Origin of the sequence: Actinosynnema sp. NPDC023658 (assembly GCF_040639995.1) — a bacterium.
Taxonomy (GTDB): Bacteria; Actinomycetota; Actinomycetes; order Mycobacteriales; family Pseudonocardiaceae; genus Actinosynnema.
In genome coordinates this window covers 23,515-38,893 of sequence record NZ_JBFAAX010000018.1, presented here as the reverse complement: position 1 = coordinate 38,893, position 15,379 = coordinate 23,515, and the positions used below count along the sequence as shown (strand labels likewise).

At 68.5% G+C, this 15,379-nt stretch carries 15 protein-coding genes and 1 pseudogene; 4 read left to right on the top strand and 12 right to left on the bottom strand.

Annotation, left to right across the window (positions count from 1 at the left end; translation table 11 throughout):
- Both AB0G02_RS04450 and AB0G02_RS04445 read left to right on the top strand, forming a co-directional pair.
- A pseudogene (locus AB0G02_RS04450) lies at positions 1-256 on the top strand (hypothetical protein); the annotation flags it as partial.
- A gap of 17 nt (positions 257-273) precedes the next feature.
- Complete coding sequence (locus AB0G02_RS04445; RefSeq protein ID WP_360789196.1) at positions 274-1,092, top strand: ESX secretion-associated protein EspG; 819 nt, start codon at positions 274-276, stop codon at positions 1,090-1,092.
- On the opposite strand, the gene AB0G02_RS04440 is transcribed toward AB0G02_RS04445, so the two are convergent.
- From AB0G02_RS04440 to AB0G02_RS04400, 9 genes are all read right to left on the bottom strand, one after another.
- A complete protein-coding gene (locus AB0G02_RS04440; RefSeq protein ID WP_360789193.1) occupies positions 1,064-2,227 on the bottom strand; it encodes a lactate 2-monooxygenase in 1,164 nt (387 codons plus the stop codon). The two genes, AB0G02_RS04445 and AB0G02_RS04440, sit on opposite strands and share 29 nt — an antisense overlap.
- A gap of 28 nt (positions 2,228-2,255) precedes the next feature.
- The gene (locus tag AB0G02_RS04435; RefSeq protein WP_360789190.1) at positions 2,256-3,536 is read right to left on the bottom strand and encodes a tyrosine-type recombinase/integrase; all 1,281 of its coding nucleotides are present in this window, start codon (positions 3,534-3,536) and stop codon (positions 2,256-2,258) included.
- A gap of 34 nt (positions 3,537-3,570) precedes the next feature.
- Positions 3,571-3,759 (bottom strand): helix-turn-helix domain-containing protein, encoded by a 189-nt coding sequence (locus tag AB0G02_RS04430; protein WP_360789187.1) that lies wholly within the window; start codon positions 3,757-3,759, stop codon positions 3,571-3,573.
- Positions 3,760-3,777: 18 nt separating this feature from the next.
- A complete protein-coding gene (locus tag AB0G02_RS04425) occupies positions 3,778-5,382 on the bottom strand; it encodes a replication initiator (protein WP_360789185.1) in 1,605 nt (534 codons plus the stop codon).
- Entirely contained in the window at positions 5,379-6,845 is a 1,467-nt protein-coding gene (locus AB0G02_RS04420; RefSeq protein WP_360789182.1) for an FtsK/SpoIIIE domain-containing protein, read from the bottom strand. The genes AB0G02_RS04425 and AB0G02_RS04420 overlap by 4 nt, the downstream gene beginning before the upstream one ends.
- A 388-nt stretch (positions 6,846-7,233) precedes the next feature.
- Positions 7,234-7,962, bottom strand: coding sequence for a hypothetical protein (locus AB0G02_RS04415; RefSeq protein WP_360789179.1), 729 nt, complete (start codon positions 7,960-7,962; stop codon positions 7,234-7,236).
- The gene (locus AB0G02_RS04410; RefSeq protein ID WP_360789176.1) at positions 7,952-8,203 is read right to left on the bottom strand and encodes an AMED_5909 family protein; all 252 of its coding nucleotides are present in this window, start codon (positions 8,201-8,203) and stop codon (positions 7,952-7,954) included. Before AB0G02_RS04410 ends, AB0G02_RS04415 begins: the two co-directional genes overlap by 11 nt.
- Positions 8,184-8,519: a hypothetical protein gene (locus tag AB0G02_RS04405; protein ID WP_360789174.1), complete on the bottom strand. Its 336-nt coding sequence runs from the start codon at positions 8,517-8,519 to the stop codon at positions 8,184-8,186. The genes AB0G02_RS04410 and AB0G02_RS04405 overlap by 20 nt, the downstream gene beginning before the upstream one ends.
- Positions 8,520-8,522: 3 nt before the next feature.
- Positions 8,523-8,981, bottom strand: coding sequence for a hypothetical protein (locus AB0G02_RS04400; RefSeq protein WP_360789171.1), 459 nt, complete (start codon positions 8,979-8,981; stop codon positions 8,523-8,525).
- A 191-nt stretch (positions 8,982-9,172) separates the two neighbouring features.
- Here AB0G02_RS04400 and AB0G02_RS04395 point away from each other — a divergent pair, with 191 nt between their 5' ends.
- Together AB0G02_RS04395 and AB0G02_RS04390 are read left to right on the top strand one after the other, a co-directional pair.
- Positions 9,173-10,060 carry a DUF5919 domain-containing protein gene (locus tag AB0G02_RS04395; protein ID WP_360789168.1) on the top strand — a complete coding sequence of 296 codons (888 nt, stop codon included), beginning with the start codon at positions 9,173-9,175 and terminating at the stop codon, positions 10,058-10,060.
- On the top strand, positions 10,060-10,860 hold the full coding sequence (locus AB0G02_RS04390) for an inositol monophosphatase (protein ID WP_360789207.1): 801 nt from the start codon (positions 10,060-10,062) through the stop codon (positions 10,858-10,860). The genes AB0G02_RS04395 and AB0G02_RS04390 overlap by 1 nt, the downstream gene beginning before the upstream one ends.
- Before the next feature lie 8 nt (positions 10,861-10,868).
- On the opposite strand, the gene AB0G02_RS04385 is transcribed toward AB0G02_RS04390, so the two are convergent.
- The 3 genes from AB0G02_RS04385 to secD all read right to left on the bottom strand — a co-directional run bounded on the left by AB0G02_RS04385 (position 10,869) and on the right by secD (position 15,372).
- On the bottom strand, positions 10,869-11,462 hold the full coding sequence (locus AB0G02_RS04385) for a hypothetical protein (RefSeq protein WP_360789166.1): 594 nt from the start codon (positions 11,460-11,462) through the stop codon (positions 10,869-10,871).
- Between the two features lie 590 nt (positions 11,463-12,052).
- A complete protein-coding gene (locus tag AB0G02_RS04380; protein ID WP_360789163.1) occupies positions 12,053-13,222 on the bottom strand; it encodes a cation:proton antiporter in 1,170 nt (389 codons plus the stop codon).
- Complete coding sequence (secD, locus tag AB0G02_RS04375) at positions 13,219-15,372, bottom strand: protein translocase subunit SecD (RefSeq protein WP_360789160.1); 2,154 nt, start codon at positions 15,370-15,372, stop codon at positions 13,219-13,221. Before secD ends, AB0G02_RS04380 begins: the two co-directional genes overlap by 4 nt.
- Positions 15,373-15,379: the final 7 nt, after the last annotated feature.

Genomic DNA, 15,379 nt, shown 5'->3' with positions numbered 1-15,379 from the left:
CGGCACGTCCGGCGCGATGGGCCACGGCGAGGGCCGCGGCGGCTTCGGCCCCGGTGGCTCGGGCGGGTTCGGGCCCGGTGGCTCGGCCGGTCGCGGTGGTCCGGGCGCCGGTGGCGCGGGTGCGGGCATGGGCGGCGGCGGTGCGCGCGGCCAGGGTGACGAGGACAAGGAGCACAAGTCCGCGTCCTACCTGCAGGAGACCGAGGACATCTTCGGCGACGGCACGATGGTGGCACCGCCGGTCATCGGTGAATAGCGGAACCAGGGGGAGAAGTGCTGCGCACCAGGGTGGCCGTCCCGGTCGTCGCGCTCTACAACGCCTGGCAGGCCGAGGGTCTGCCGACGTTGCACAACGCGCTGCTGGCCCAGGTCGACTTCGACGGGGACCGGCTGGCCGAGGGTGACGTCACGGGACTGGCGGACCTCGCCCGTCGCGGCTGGGCCGAGCTGGAACGGCTCGGCCTGGCCCGCGGCCGGCAGGTGCACGCCGACCTGGGCCGGTCGCTGCGCCTGATCGCGGAGGCGAGCACCGAGTACTACGCGTTCTTCAACCAGGGCGACGGCGGGACGCGCACCGCCCTGGTGGCGCAGTCCGGCGACGACGCGCTGCGCGTGGTGCTGCGGGACGACAAGCACTTCGTGCTGGAGCCGGTGCGGGTCGAGGACGCGGTGCAGTCCCTGGTGTCGGCGCTGCCGGAGGCCAAGCCGGGGCGCGGCGGGGTGCTCTCGCTGCCCGCGGACGCGTTGAGCGACAAACCGCGCCAGCCCCGGCCGGACGAGGACGGCGGGTCGTTCCTGCAGGCCAGCAGGCCCACCGGGACGTACGTGACCGAGGTGCAGCAGCTGCGCAAGCTGCTGGCCGAGCAGCGCACCGGTGGCGGTCAGCTGTACGCCGCGCGGCGTGACCGGTTCGGGCGCAAGCAGCGGTGCGCGGCGCCGTTGACGTACTTCGACACGATCACCGGCCGCTACCTGTCGGCGAAGACGACCGGCGGCGACGGGACCCCGTGGATCACCGTGCAGCCGGCCGACTTCACCACCCTGCAGAACCGGGTGCGGCAGCTCAGCGCCGACGCAGCGCCTCGCGGTTGAGCTCGGCCGGGCTGCGGTGCCCGGACAGGCCCAGGGTCAGGTCGAAGTCCGCGAGCAGGCTGCGCAGCACGTGCCGGACACCGACCTGACCGCCGTGGGCCAGGCCGTAGGCGAACGGCCGGCCGACGAGCACGGCCTTCGCGCCCAGCGCGAGCGCCTTGAGGATGTCCGCGCCGCTGCGGATGCCGGAGTCGAACAGCACCTCGACCTGCTCACCGACGGCGTCCGCGATCTCCGGCAGCACCTCCAGCGACCCGACCGCGCCGTCCACCTGCCGCCCGCCGTGGTTGGACACGACGATGCCGTCCACACCCGCGTCCACGGCCTTGCGCGCGTCGTCGACGTGCTGGATGCCCTTGAGCACGATCGGCCCGTCCCAGTGCTCGCGCAGGAACGACAGCCGGTCCCACGACTTGTCGGTGCCGGTGAACAGCTGCACCCACCGCAGGATCGCCATCGGCATGTCCTCCTCGGGTGACGCGGCGAGCCCCGCCCGGAACGCCGGGTCGGAGAACGGGATCGCCGTGCCGATGCCGCGCAGGAACGGCAGGTAGGACCGGTCGAGGTCGTGCGGACGCCAGGCGAGGGTCCACGTGTCGAGCGTGACGACGAGGACCCGGTACCCGGCCTTGCGCGCCCGGTCGAGGATGCTGGCGGCCACGTCCGGGTCGTTCGGCCAGTAGAGCTGGAACCAGCGGGCCGCGTCACCGGCGGCCTCGGCGACCTCTTCGATCGTGTGCGAGGACGCGGTGGACAGCACGAACGGCACCCCGAGCTCCGCCGCGGCACGGGCGGTCGCCAGCTCACCGTCCGGGTGCAGGATCGACTGCACGCCGACCGGCGCGAGCAGCACCGGCGCGGGCATCTCCGTGCCCAGCAACGACGTCCCGAGGTGCCGCTCGGTGGCGTCGGTGAGCATCCGCGGCACGATCCGCCAGTCGTCGAACGCCTCCCGGTTGGCCCGCGCCGTCGCCCCGGCACCGGCCGCACCCGCCACGTACCAGAACGGCCCGGGCCCGAGCCGTTCCCGGGCGGACGCCTCCAACCCCTCGGGGTCGGTGGTGAACGGCGGCACGGCGCCCGCCAGGCCCTGCAGGTAGATCTCGTTCTGGTAGGCAGCGAACTGACCAGCCACTTTGCACCCCATCCCCCGCTCAGGCCGTCTACAGGCCGTCTGCGGAACCGTCCGCGTCGTCGGTCTGCGGATCATGCTCGTGCTCGTCCACCTCCCCCGCAAGCACACGATCGACCGCCTTTCGGGTGCGATCACTGCTGGAGGGCAGGAGGTGCGTGTAGACCCGCATCGTGAAGGCCGGGTCGGAGTGCCCCAGCCACTCGGCGAGCGCCCTGATCGACTCGCCAGCGTCCAGGAGCACCGAGGCGTAGAAGTGCCGCAGGGCGTGCATCCCGTCCTGCTGCGGCACCCGCGTGACCTTCGCCCGATCGAGGGCGGGCGTCCACACGTACTGGTTGAACCCGTCCCGCCGGATCGGGTTGCCGTCCTTGTTGACCAAGATCAGCGAGACCGTCTCCGGTTCTCCATCCGGTTCCTTCCACGGCAAGGTCACCTCGACCGGCGGGAACTCCTCGACGTAGGCATCGAGGTCCCGCAGGACGCTGTCCGGCAGGGGCACGTCCCTCTCCTTGCCGCCCTTGGGAGGCGCGAACACCTGCACGTTGTCCACGACGCGCACTTGCCGAACAACGTGCAGCACCTTTTCGTCGCGGTCGACATCGTCCATCGAAAGCCCGAAGACCTCGCCCTGACGCAGGCCGCAACCAGCCGCGAGCGGAACGACGATCTTGTACTTGGCCGTCAACGCGAGCCGGACAGCCGCCAGCTTGCCCGCCGACCAAGGAACGATCTTGCGTTTGTCCGGCTGCGGTCGACTCACGCTCTTGGCCTTGCACGGGTTCTCGCCGATCTTCTTGTCATCGATCGCAGCGTTGAAGATCGCCGAGACGTGGACGAACGTGACCGCACGCGTTCCACCGGCAAGCTTCTTCTGCTGCAAGGCACGCAGCCAAGCACGGATATGCGTCGGAAGAATCGAACCAATCTCCCTGTCACCGATGTACGGGTAAACCAGCTTCTTCAACCTGCGCTCTACAGCGTTCCGCGTACTGCCGTCGAACGCTTGGTCTTGCAGCCATGCGTCCGCGTAGACGCGGAAGGACACCCTGCCCGCCTCCGGATCGAGGTACGTACCGGTGCGCTTCTCGTTCTCGACCTTGAGCAGGAACGCCTCAGCCGCACCGCGCTGCTTGTCCGGAAAGCTCTTGCTCCGCTCTTGGCCTGACGGATCGACGTAACGGACCTTGTACCGCATCCCGACACCGTGGAGTTCCGTCTTCTCCCGTAGCGGCTTACCCTTGCCGTCGAGTACAGGCTTGCCGGACTCGTCCGACTTCGGCCGCCACCAGCGGTCTTGGATGTGCCCCATGACAGTCTTCTCCTGTCGATCGAATTACCGAAGATCAGGCGGCGTTCTCGTCCGCTTGGTCAGCCCACGCCCGCACCTTGGCCGGGACGTATCGGAGGTACTTCCCCACCTTCTTCACGGGCGGCCCGATGCGCTGCCACTTCCACTGGTAAAGGGTTTTGACCGGAACGCCGAGGAACGCCGATACCTCGTCCACACCCCAGAGCGGTTCGATTTCAGTCATGACTTCCCCCCACGGTTGTCAAGCTGCTAGCGAAGTTGTGGAAAGATCCGGAGGTTCACCGGCCGCGAGCATTGCCCGGTCGTACTCCGCCTTCCACCGCGTTCGTTCTGCGATGGCGTGCATGAGCTGGTGCGCGCGTGGTGGCACGTTGGGGTCGCCTGGCCGGACCTTGTGCCAGACGAGCTGTGACGTGTCGGGTTCCGGCTTCTCGATGCCCACCGCTTTCAGTGCCTCGATGACGAAGCGCTTCCGGTCAGCGCGATGGTCGGCCAGCGTCTTGCCCGACCACTTCCGCGACACCAGCACCCGCCGACCCGGCAGGCCGAGCGTGGTGCGGCGGTGCGCACGTCCCTTGCAGTGGCCCGGAGTGGTCCGAGAGCCGACGCCACGCGGTTGTACGCCGTAGAGCAACCAGACCGGGCAGCGGTCGGAGCAGGGCGTCACGGCCAGCTCGTCCGCCAGTCGGTCGGCGTGCCTGCGCTGCCGGTCGGTGGTCTGCTCGACCACTTCACCGATGGACTTGGTGAGGTACTTGGTCAGGTAGCCGATGTGGCGTCCGGCCTCTTCCGAGCCGCCGAGGATGCCCTTGGAGTGCACCTGACGCCCGAAGGTCACCACGTGCGCCGGTTCGTCAATGGCCTCGACCGCATCCGCCCAGGCCGTCAGCGGCTCACGCGTGTCGGGGTCAACGAACGCTTCGGCCCGTGCGTCCCAGACCGGCAGGTGGTCACCGCTGTAGACCCGTTCGTCGTGGTTGGGCCACCACACCTGGTGGTAGGTGGCCGCCGTGACGAGCCGGATGGTCCCGTGCGGGATCGAACCGCGGATTGCCGCGTGCAGGTGTGGCGCCGCTCGCTTCTGTGGCTCGACCGTGGCGAAGTACTGCACGTCCCAGCCGACGACCCGCCGCAGGTTCTGCCACCACCGGTCGACCAGGGAGGCAAAGTGCACCGCGTCCCGAGCCGCCCGCCGGTAGTCGTAGGTGTCCGGATCGACCGGAGTCCCGTCGTCCCACACCCGCCCGTAGGTGTCGAGGGTGAGCGTGACGAACATCGAGGGCCGGAATCCTCCCGCGTACTCCCGGCCCACCGTGCGCTTCTCCACGCGCCGCCGAGGCAGGTTCGGCGCGTCCTGCCGACGCTTGGTCGACCGCTTCACCGGCCGCCTGCCCGGTGCGTCGGGCGAGGGGAAGCGACCCCGGACGCCGAGTTGCCGAAGTTCCGCATCGACGCTGTGGATCTCCTCCCGCAGCTCGTCAGCGTCACCCGCCGCCGCAACCTCGACCGCCTCCCGGTACGCCTTGACCAGATCGGCCCGGAACGTCAGCAGCTCCTTCTGGTCTTCAGTCGGCCGGTCAGGGGTGAAGTCGGGTTCCTCGGCCATGTGCCAGCCCTCGCGGCACTGGGCCATCCGCAACGCCTTGGCCTTCTTGGCGCACGGCGCACACACGCTCTCGACCGTCGACCCGCAGGGCACTGCCACGTAGCGGACTTCGAAGGTGGCCCGGTCCTCCACTTCCATCGTGAAGGGCCGGACGCAGACGCCGTACTTCTCGGCGGCAGCCTTGGCCACGTCCAGGGCGATGGGCTGACGCATTCGCTCCGCGCGAGTCTCGCCGCTCATGCCGCCGTCCTCCCTTCGGTGCCGCCCGGTTGATTGGGGAAGTCGTGCACAGTCGCGTTAGCCAGGTAGACGCCAAGCTCGACAAGGTCGGCGTCGGTGACGTGGAAGGCCCGAGCCCGTTCCGGTTCCCGCTGCCCGTCGTGCTTGACCCACGCGACGCCGGGCGTGTTCTCGCTGATCTCATGGGCCGCCGCGCCGCGCTGCCGGACGCCATCACCGAGGACCATGTCCACCTGTTGCGGCTCATCCAGGCGCAGCGCCACGCGGGTGCTGAACAAGTGCCGGAACCCGACGACCTCCTTACGCGGGTCCTGCACGAGGCCCACGACGGCGTAGCCGGGTGCGCGGCCCTGTGAGGTGATCGTCTGGATAGCCCGCACGGCTCGTTCGCGGAGCTGCTTGTCCGGCTGGTAGGCGATCAGGTCCGCCAGCTCGTCCACCACCAGGACCGTGAACGGCTCTCCCGTCGACCGCGCCCACAACCGCCGTACACCCCGGTACCGCGTCGCCCGCTCCTTGACCTCTGCGGCGATTTCCTCAAGCAGCGCAACGGCTTCCGGTCCGTTGTCGTACACGACCCGATCGAAGGCGTCGGGACATTGACCGAGTTCCATCCCGCCCTTCGGGTCGATCCCCACGAGCTGCACCAACCCCGTCCGGATGGCCGGAGCGAGCTGCCAGACCAGCGACCAGAGCACCGAGCCCTTGCCCGCACCAGGCACGCCGACCACGAGCACCTGAGACCCGAGCAACCGCAGTCGCCACGGCTTGCCCGTCTCCGTCCTGCCCACCACCACCCGCTTGAGATCCACCTCGGCATCCGCCAGCGCGGGCACGGTCAGGGGGCGCAGCAGCGGGTCACGGTGGACGAAGTCCAGCTCGATCGCCCGAGGCCGCAGCACCCGGACCCGGCACGAGTGAGCGCCGAACGAGTGCGCCAAGCCATCCCGGCGCAGCTCCCACGCCTCCGGCGACTGGGCAGGCACCATCCGCACCCGGACCCGGTCCCGCCAGCCGTCCGACCGGACCCGCCGCAGTTTCGGCCGGAACTCACGCCCCCGGTCCCGCTTGGCCAGGTCGGCAAGGCGCATCACCGACCGCCACCGGGGCACGTACACGGTGGCGCGTCGCCACTCGGTCAGCAGCCGGTACCAGCCGTGCCTCAAGAACGACCCGCGATCCAATCCGGCCCAGATGGTCAGGGCAGCGACCAGCGACAACAACGCCAGCACCAGCGGCGAGAGCCCGAACCGCCACCAGCACCAGGCCGCCGACACCGGCACCAACGTGACCACCGGATACCGGACGACAACGAGCACCAGGCGCACGACGCCGACCAGGCCCAGCCACACTGCGACCACCAGCAGGGCCAGCCACTTCGCCTTACCGGGCACCAGCGCCCACCACGGCACCCGAGGCCGCACACCCTCGAACGGAGCCGGGTCCACCCACTTGCCGCCCATCACGCCCGCCCCACCGGGGCAAAGACCAGCGGCAGCCACCCCAGGCACGAACAGCACACGAGCTGGTTGGGCGCGTAGACCCCGAACCGCTTGCACGCCCCGCAGGGGCGACCGTTCGACAACTTCCACACAGACGGGGCAACACGCCGACTTGACGCACCGCCCCCACGTACCGATAGCCTTGACATGACCGGAACCCCTTGTGTGTCAACAAAAGCGCGCGAGAATGACCGGTCGATGCGTCGTCGGTGAACTGCTCCAGGCCCGCCAAGACTTGAGGTCCGTTCACCGACGACCACGACCGACAGGTCAGTGATCGTCTTCAGTTGTCACTCGCCAGTGCAGGCGGACACCGCCGCATCCGATGCCCGCCCGCATCACCGGCTAGCTAGTAGTCCAACGGGTCGGGCATCCAGCGCAACCAGGCCGCGAGACCGCCGAGTGTGATCTTGAATCGCGTCTCCTCACGGCCCTCCCCGCCGTCCTCCCGCCACTCGTGACCCGTGGCATGACCGGCCGCGACCAGATCCCGACAGGCCAGACGCACCATCCCCTCGGACGCGCCCGCCGCCGTCACCAGGTCCTCGACCGTCCACGCCCGCGACGGGACGAGCACCAGCGCATCGGCCACCCGGTACAGCACCGGGAACGAGTAGCCCACCAGCGCACCACGCGCCCGGTCCTCGTGCGGCAGGCGCGAACCCATCACCGGGGCGAGACGGGGATGACGCCACATGTCCGCGTCGCGCAACCAGTCGTGCGCCACGACCGGCCCACCCCAGTAGGCGAGCCCTTCGGGCGACAGCCGATGCCGGTGTACGGACAGCGCTCCCTGCAACGGCTCCTGGTCGACGGTCACGTGACCCAGTTCCACCAGGTCGTTGCAGATGTGGCGCACCACCGAGTACGACAGTTCCGCGGACCGTGCCAAGGACCGCAACGACCACTCCTCGTGGGGGTAGCCGACGAGCTGACGCATCACCGCCTCGAACATGAACGGCGTGTACCCGGCATCGGACAACTGCTCCAACGGCAGGCCGTCACCCACCACACGGGCCAGACCACCGACCCCGTTCGACCGACGACGGCCCCGCTCCACAGCCTGATCAACGCTCATCCGACTCGATCCCCTCAGCCTTGGCACCCTCGCGCTTGGCCCAATACAGCGCCTCGTGGTGGTGACCTCGATCAACTTCTGCGACCCGCGCGTACACCTCGGCCGACCGCAGGTAGAACTCCCGCCACACCTCAGGCGACGCATCCGGCGCGGGCATCAGGTGCGTCAACGCCTCGTGGGCGTCCTTGAGCAACGTCACCGCGTACGCCGCCCCCCACCGGTCAGACTTGGTCTTCGCCACGACCGCCCACCCCCTCGACCGGCGCGTGCACGCGATGACCACCGGCCTGCCGGTCGCCGCCCGCAACGCGTTCGTTGACGTCGGCCTGGTGGTCGAACGTCTCGGCCGCGTGCAGCGCCGCCGCCTTCGCCCACCAGGGCGTGCTCTCCAACGCCGCGAGCTGCCGCCACAACCACGCCACCCGCCGGTAGGTCGGCGCGATCCGAGCCGCTGCCGCCGGGTCATCGGCCGCGACGTACCGGTTCGCCTCGTGCGCTTCCGTGTAGGCCCGGTACGCCGCCTGCCACTGCACGGTCAGTTGCTGAAGATCGGACACGGCTCACGCGGCCTTGGCGTCGCCGCTGTTCGGCTTGCCACCGGCCGGAGCCGAACCAGCCGACCGACCCACCGCCCGGAACCCGGTCGCCCGGAACAGGAACGACTGGTACTTGAACTCCCCGTTGCCCGCGATGCGCGGCTCAGCCGTCAGCCCTTCCAACTCGACCGGCCGCATCCCCGGCAACACCTCACCGGTGGTTGGCACCGGCTGAACATCGGCCAAGAGCGTGATCTCGAAGCTCTTGCGCTTGGCGTTGGGCTCGTGCGGGTCGGTGACCGTGACCTTCCACTGCCGCTTGCCGGTCGCCTCGTCCACCCGCTGACGCACCGGCCGACCGGCCGCCCTCTCGTCGCGGGTCTGGTACTCCGTGTCCGGCATGACCTCCCCGACCATCACCAGGCCCTGAGGGAACGCGTCATCGAACGAGACAGGGAACCGGTACCCCTTGCTGATCGCCATCAGCTTCACTCCTCTGACTGGTGCCGCTGTATCGCGGCCTGCCCATTCAGATTCGTTGGCCAATGGTCCCGTCCCCGGTCCGCAGCGGTCTCACCTGCCGCGTACCTGCCGCGTGTCGATCTCAAGTTGTCTCGTCTTGGTCTCGTCCCGGTGCTAGCCTCGGCCGAAGGAACCACGTGGGGGGAGACCACATGGCCACAGAGTCCACACTCTTGAGAGTCCTGCTCCGACAACGCCACATGCAGGGCTACCGCACCTTCTGCAAGGAGTACGACCGCGTCGCCAAGCAACTCGACACCGACCTCATCGGCCGCTACCCCAGCAAGGCCCAGTTCTACCGCTGGCTCTCCGGCGACCTACTCGGCCTGCCCTACGCCGACCACTGCCGCATCCTCGAAAAGATGTTCCCCGGCTGGAGCGCCGAACAGCTCCTGTCCCCACACGAGGGCGACACCGACAGCCTCATCACGCCACCCCAACGCCCCGAGGCCTCCACCCACCCCGTACCGCGCCCGGTCCAGATGCCCCAACAGGCCCGCCTGGTCGACGTCACCGCCGTCTACCCCAGCCGCACCGAGTTCCTGCACAACGTCACCCCACGCGACCTCTTCGAAGGCGCGAAGACCATCGACATCGCGGGCCTGTCCCTCAACGTCCTGTGCCAGCAGTACTCCGACAAGGCCCTCTTGGACTCGATCGAGACCGGCACCGTCATCAAGGCGCTCTTCCTCGACCCGAACGGCCACAACATCACCGCCCGCGAACAGGAGGAAGGCCTACCGGAAGGCCATCTCTCCATGCTCACCCGCCTCAACATCGAAGCCCTACGCCGCGTCGGAGCCAAGGTCTCACCCGACGCACGCGGCCAGCTTCACATCCGCGTCTACGACGAACCACTCCGCTACAACATCCTTATCACCGACCAGACCAAGTGCGTGGTCCAGCCCTACTTGCCCGACGCCCGAGGCGTCGAATCCCCTACCCTCGTCATCGAGAAGGACGACGCGACACCCGGCCTGTTCAGCACCTTCTCGCAGGTGTTCGAGTCCATGTGGGACCGCGCAAAGGAGACCACGTGATGCGACCGCTCGATCAGCTGGCCGCGATCGCACAGAAGGCCGTGGCGATCGGCAATAGCCTGATCAAGACAACGCGTCCACGAACTGTTATCGAGAAGTCCGATCGTGACACCTACACAGACGTAGACGTGCGAATCCAAAGTAAAATACGAAGCTACCTGGCCGACGCCACACCTGAAATCGACTTCACTGGCGAGGAGGAAGACGGAGGCCAGCAATTCGACGGTAACGCGCACGGCTGGGTACTCGATCCAATCGACGGCACATCAAACTTCGTCCACGGGGTACCACTCTGTGGCGTCTCCCTGGCTCTCATCGAAGAGGGACAGGCCATAGTTGCCGCCATCGCACTGCCGTACTCCGACCTTCTCTACGTTGCCGCCCGTGGACATGGCACGGAAGTCAATGGACGAGCCATTAGAACCAGCGATACGGTCGAACTCTCGAAAGCCATGATCGCCATCGGTGACTACGCAACTGGCGAAGGATCAACCAGTAAGAACCGGCAACGCATGAAGTTGACCGCACAGCTTGCCACCAACGTAGAGCGCATTAGAATGTTTGGATCTGCCGCTCACGACCTGACATGGCTTGCCGACGGTCGCATAGACGGGACAGTAATCTTGTCCAACAAGGCTCACGACATTGCCGCAGGCGTCCTGATCTCTCGTGAAGCCGGAGCGCTAGTACTCGACAGCGACGGAAGCGACCACGGCCTCAATTCAGCACATACCGTCGCAGTCACACCCGGGATAGCAGATGACCTACTTGCCCTGATTCAGTCATCCGTACGCGAGTAGAACTCATCCTAGACTCGGTCAACCCGATCCAAGGGGTGGGGAACAACATCTTCAGAGAGCCAAGGAGCCTGCCATCCGACCCGCTCGCAAACTTCTTTAAAAGATGGATCGATAACATTCGGGTATTTATAGATGTCGTTAATCCTCATACCTAGAAGATGTTGTCGACCAACTTCGGTGTCCGCGTACCCAATATCCCTACGGGCAGCCACCAGAAAGTCGCCGTACAACCTGAGCTGAATCTCGACCGGAGGCGAAGCAAAGATTGCTTGCATCCAGTTATGAAAAGCCCGGACAGATTCGTCAGACCCGTAGATACTGATCCACGTCGAAAAATCCTTCATTTTTTGAATGATTTCGGCAGACGTCTCCGCAGGAACATTCCTCCCACCAAGAAGATCGCTAAGGAGATTGATCATCGGCTCATAAATTGCGTACTTCCTATCCGAGATTCGACTCTCGAGATCGCGAGCCCTTTGAGCTTCTCCCTCTGCCCGACGTGTTCTCGACGCGAAAACGCCCGCGACGATCGCGGCTGCGATAGCGGCAATGGCCGGTATCCCTGCTACCAGCAAGGTAACCAGCACGCTCTGCGGAGGCATGACCAGAAGTTACCCTGTCAGGTGCCGAATTTGGCTCTATGGGATCAAGGCGCGCCGCCAGCGGCAGCGCGCGGCAGGTCCGGCGCACGTTGGCACCGACTCCCCGCATCCCGGCACGCCGGGCTCCCGCTTCGCTCCGCCCGTCGGCCGTGCGCGGAGTCGGTGCACGTGGTTGGGGAGCGGCGCGCCAGCATCGAGGCCACGACCACAAGCAGCTTGGGAGCAACATCGGTCGGGACGATCGCGCGGTCACGCGGCTTGGTCGGGCTGGGCACGGCGATCGGCTGCCGCGACGGCTGCGCCGTCTTGCCATCGAGAAGGCCACCGGCGATGAGCACCAGGCCCCGAATGCACGACGGGCGCTGTCCCTGACGCGTCGTCCGCATCAAGGGCAGCGCCCGTGTGGTGATCAATTTCCAGGCCGTCACCAGGCCGTACAACGTCGGGCGGTCACGAGAACCGCCGAGAAATAACGAGAGAGTTCGTGCTGGTCAGAGGCGCACCAAGTCCGAAGAGGACTGGTCGGCCAGAACCACACTCAGAAGATCTCGTTCTGGTACGCGGCGAATCCGGTCATGGCTCACACCTTGCTACACGAACGCGCGTTTCGGCAGCAGCCAGGTGAGCCGGTCCGAGCGCAGCACGGCCAACGGTCCGATGACGGCCAGCAGCAGCACGTACTCGGCCACGAAGGGCGCGACGCGTTCGTCCAGGTCGGCGGCCACCGCCATCGACGCCAGGACCAGCGAGAACTCGCCCCGGGTCAGGACGGTCAGGCCGATGTCGACCGCCTGCTGCCGGTCGAACGAGTGCAGCTTGGCCGCGTAGAGGCCCGCGCCCAGGTTCAGCACGATCGTGACGGCGACCGCCACCAGGACCGGCAGCAGGACGGTGCCCACCGCGGCGGGGTCGATGCTCAGCCCGAAGATGAAGAAGAACAACGCCCCGAACGCGTCCCGCAGCGGCAGGACCAGCTTGTGCACGCGGGGCGCGACGCCGGAGCCGCCCAGCACCGCGCCGATCATGAACGCGCCGATCGCGTCGGACACGCCCAGCTCGTGCGCGACCGCCGCACCGGTCACCGCCACCCCGACGAAGCACACGACCAGCAGCTCGTCGTCGGCCGAGTGGAACAGCCTGGTCACGACCCGGCCGCCCCACCGGGCGATGGCGGCCAGCACCAGCAGGAACGCGAACGCCTTGCCGAAGTCCAACAGGGCGCGCACGCCGGACGTGCCGCTGAGCACGGGTTGCAGGACCGCCAGGTACAGCGCGAGGAACACGTCCTCGATGACGATGATGCCCATCACGAGCCGCGACTCGGGGTTGCGCAGCCGCCGCGACTCGACCAGCAGCTTCGTCACGATGGCCGAGGACGAGATGCCGATCGCGCCGGCGATCACCAGCGCCTCGCGGGTGCCCCAGCCGAGCGCGAACCCGAACGCGAGCCCGCCGCCGATGTTGAGCACCAGGTAGCCGGCGCCCGCGAGCGCCAGCTTGCGCCCGCCGGACACCAGGTCGTCCACCGAGAACTCGAGGCCGAGGTAGAACAGCAGGAACACCAGGCCGAGCCCGGACAGGACGGCCATGTCCGCCGGGTCGTCCACAAGCGACAGGCCGGGCGTGTTCGGCCCGAACAGGATGCCCGCCACCATGAACAGCGGGATGGTGGGCAGTCCTATGCGGACTCCCGCCCGGGCGATGACACCGGACGCGAGGAACGCCCCGCCGACCGCGAGCAGCGCGTGGCCTGTGTTCATCGGTCCTCCAGCACGACCGCCACCGGTGCCGCGGTCACCACGGTCGAGACCGTACCGGCGACCAGGCCGATCAGCAGCGCGGTGGAGAAGTCGGCCAGCGACCCGTCACCGAGCACGAGCAGCGCGGCCAGCACGAACAGCACGCCGATGCCCGTGTTCACCGTCCGCGGCAGGGTTTGCAGCACCGCGGAACTCATCACATCGGGGAACGGCTCACGCGTGCGCCGCAGCTCGCGCACCCGGTCGAACACCACCACCGAGTCGTTCACCGAGTAGCCGATGACGGTCAGCAGCGCGGCCAGGAACACGGCGTCGGCCGTCTTGCCCAGCCACGCGAACGCGCCGACCAGCACGACCACGTCGGTGAGCAGCGCGACCACGGTGGCCACGCCGAGCCGCCAGTCGAACCGCACCGCCAGGTACACCAGCTGCGCGGCCACCGCGATCGCCAGCGCGATCAGGGCGTTGCGCCGCAGCTCGGAGCCCAGGCTGGGGCCGATCAGCTCGTTGGCCACCTGCTCCGCGCCGCCGGTCGCCCGGTCGACGGCCTCGCCCAGCCGCACGGCGGCGGCCGAGTCGATCGGGCCGGTGCGCACGGACAGGCCGTCGGTGCCCGAGGTCGTGACGACCGCGTCGCCGAACCCGGCGGACGCCAGCTCCGCCCGCACCCTGCCGGTGTCCGCCGAGGACGCGGTGAACTCGATCATCCGCCCGCCGGTGAACTCCACGCCCAGCTCCAGCCCGCGCACGACCAGGCCGCCGACCGCCACCAGCAGCACGAGCCCGGCGGCGAGCAGCCAGCGCCGGGGTCGGCGGAACAACGCGATCCCGCGCCCGGCCAGCCACGTGCGGACCCGGCCCAACGAGTGCAGCCCGCTCCACCGCGGCCGCCGCTCCAGCAACGGCATGGCGAGCTGCAACAACACCCGGCTGAGCACCAGCGCGCTGAACAACGACGCCAGCACACCGATCGACAACGTGACGCCGAAGCCCTTCACCGGACCGCTGGCCAGCCAGAACAGCAGCCCGGCGGCCAGCAACGTGGTGACGTTGGAGTCCGCGACCGCGCTCAGCGCACCGCGGAACCCCTCGTCCACCGAACGCGGCATGCGCTTGCGCCGCGCGAACTCCTCGCGCGAACGCTCGAACACCAGCACGTTGGCGTCCACTGCCATGCCGATGGCCAGCACGAACCCCGCCAACCCGGGCAGTGTCACGGTGGCGCCGACCGCGAGCAGCGCGGCGTACGCGAGGGCCGCGTAACCGCCGAGCGCCAGCACGGCCACGAACCCGGCCAGCCGGTAGGTGAAGAGCAGGAACAGCCCGGTCAGGGCCACGCCGACGACCGCCGCGCGGGCGCTGGCCTCGATCGCCTCCGCGCCGAGCGTCGGTCCGACGGTCCGCTGCTCGACCACCTCGACCGGCACGGGCAGCGCGCCGGAGCGGATCACCAGCGCCAGCTCCTCGGCCTCGGCCTGGGCGAACCGACCGGTGATCTGCGTGCTGCCGCCGATCATGCCGGTGCCGCACACGACCGACGGATCAACCTGCGGCGCGGACACGACCTCGCCGTCCAGCACGAACGCCACCCGCCGCCGGTAGTCACCCGGTGGTGAGCACGCGGCCTCGGCGGTCACCCGCTGCCACGCCTGCGGGGCGTCGCCCTGGAAGTCGACGGTGACCAGGTGGCCGACGCCCTGGGGGTTCGGGGTGGCGCGGGCGTCCTCGATGCCCTCGCCGGTCATCACGGCCGGGCCGAGGCCGACCGCGTCACCCTCGGGGGTGGGCACGTCGCCGGGGCCGGTCACCGGCTGCACCCACAGCTGGGCGGTGCGGCCGAGCACGTCGATGGCCTCGGTCGGGTCCTGCACGCCGGGCAGCTCCACGACGATGCGGTGGTCGCCGGAGCGGGCCAGCACGGGCTCGGCCACGCCGAGCTCGTCGACCCGGTGGCGCAGCACCTCCATGGCCCGGTCGGTGGCGTCGGAGGTCGCTTCGGACGGGGTTTCCAGAACGATCCGGGTGCCGCCGCGCAGGTCGAGACCGAGGCGCGGCGAGACGGTGAGCAGGGTGAACGTGGACGCGGCGAGCACGCCGAGGGCAATCAGCCCGCGGACGAGTAGCGCTCGCCGCGCGCTGGGGCGCGGCATGGCGGAG

Bases quoted from the DNA above. Each gene is read 5' to 3' on its own strand.
- AB0G02_RS04415 (WP_360789179.1), bottom strand. From the start codon at position 7,962: ATGAGCGTTGATCAGGCTGTGGAGCGGGGCCGTCGTCGGTCGAACGGG.
- secD (WP_360789160.1), bottom strand. From the start codon at position 15,372: ATGCCGCGCCCCAGCGCGCGGCGAGCGCTACTCGTCCGCGGGCTGATT.
- AB0G02_RS04400 (WP_360789171.1), bottom strand. From the start codon at position 8,981: ATGGCGATCAGCAAGGGGTACCGGTTCCCTGTCTCGTTCGATGACGCG.
- AB0G02_RS04425 (WP_360789185.1), bottom strand. From the start codon at position 5,382: ATGAGCGGCGAGACTCGCGCGGAGCGAATGCGTCAGCCCATCGCCCTG.
- AB0G02_RS04420 (WP_360789182.1), bottom strand. From the start codon at position 6,845: ATGGGCGGCAAGTGGGTGGACCCGGCTCCGTTCGAGGGTGTGCGGCCT.
- AB0G02_RS04430 (WP_360789187.1), bottom strand. From the start codon at position 3,759: ATGACTGAAATCGAACCGCTCTGGGGTGTGGACGAGGTATCGGCGTTC.
- AB0G02_RS04385 (WP_360789166.1), bottom strand. From the start codon at position 11,462: ATGCCTCCGCAGAGCGTGCTGGTTACCTTGCTGGTAGCAGGGATACCG.
- AB0G02_RS04435 (WP_360789190.1), bottom strand. From the start codon at position 3,536: ATGGGGCACATCCAAGACCGCTGGTGGCGGCCGAAGTCGGACGAGTCC.
- AB0G02_RS04380 (WP_360789163.1), bottom strand. From the start codon at position 13,222: ATGAACACAGGCCACGCGCTGCTCGCGGTCGGCGGGGCGTTCCTCGCG.
- AB0G02_RS04390 (WP_360789207.1), top strand. From the start codon at position 10,060: ATGCGACCGCTCGATCAGCTGGCCGCGATCGCACAGAAGGCCGTGGCG.
- AB0G02_RS04395 (WP_360789168.1), top strand. From the start codon at position 9,173: ATGGCCACAGAGTCCACACTCTTGAGAGTCCTGCTCCGACAACGCCAC.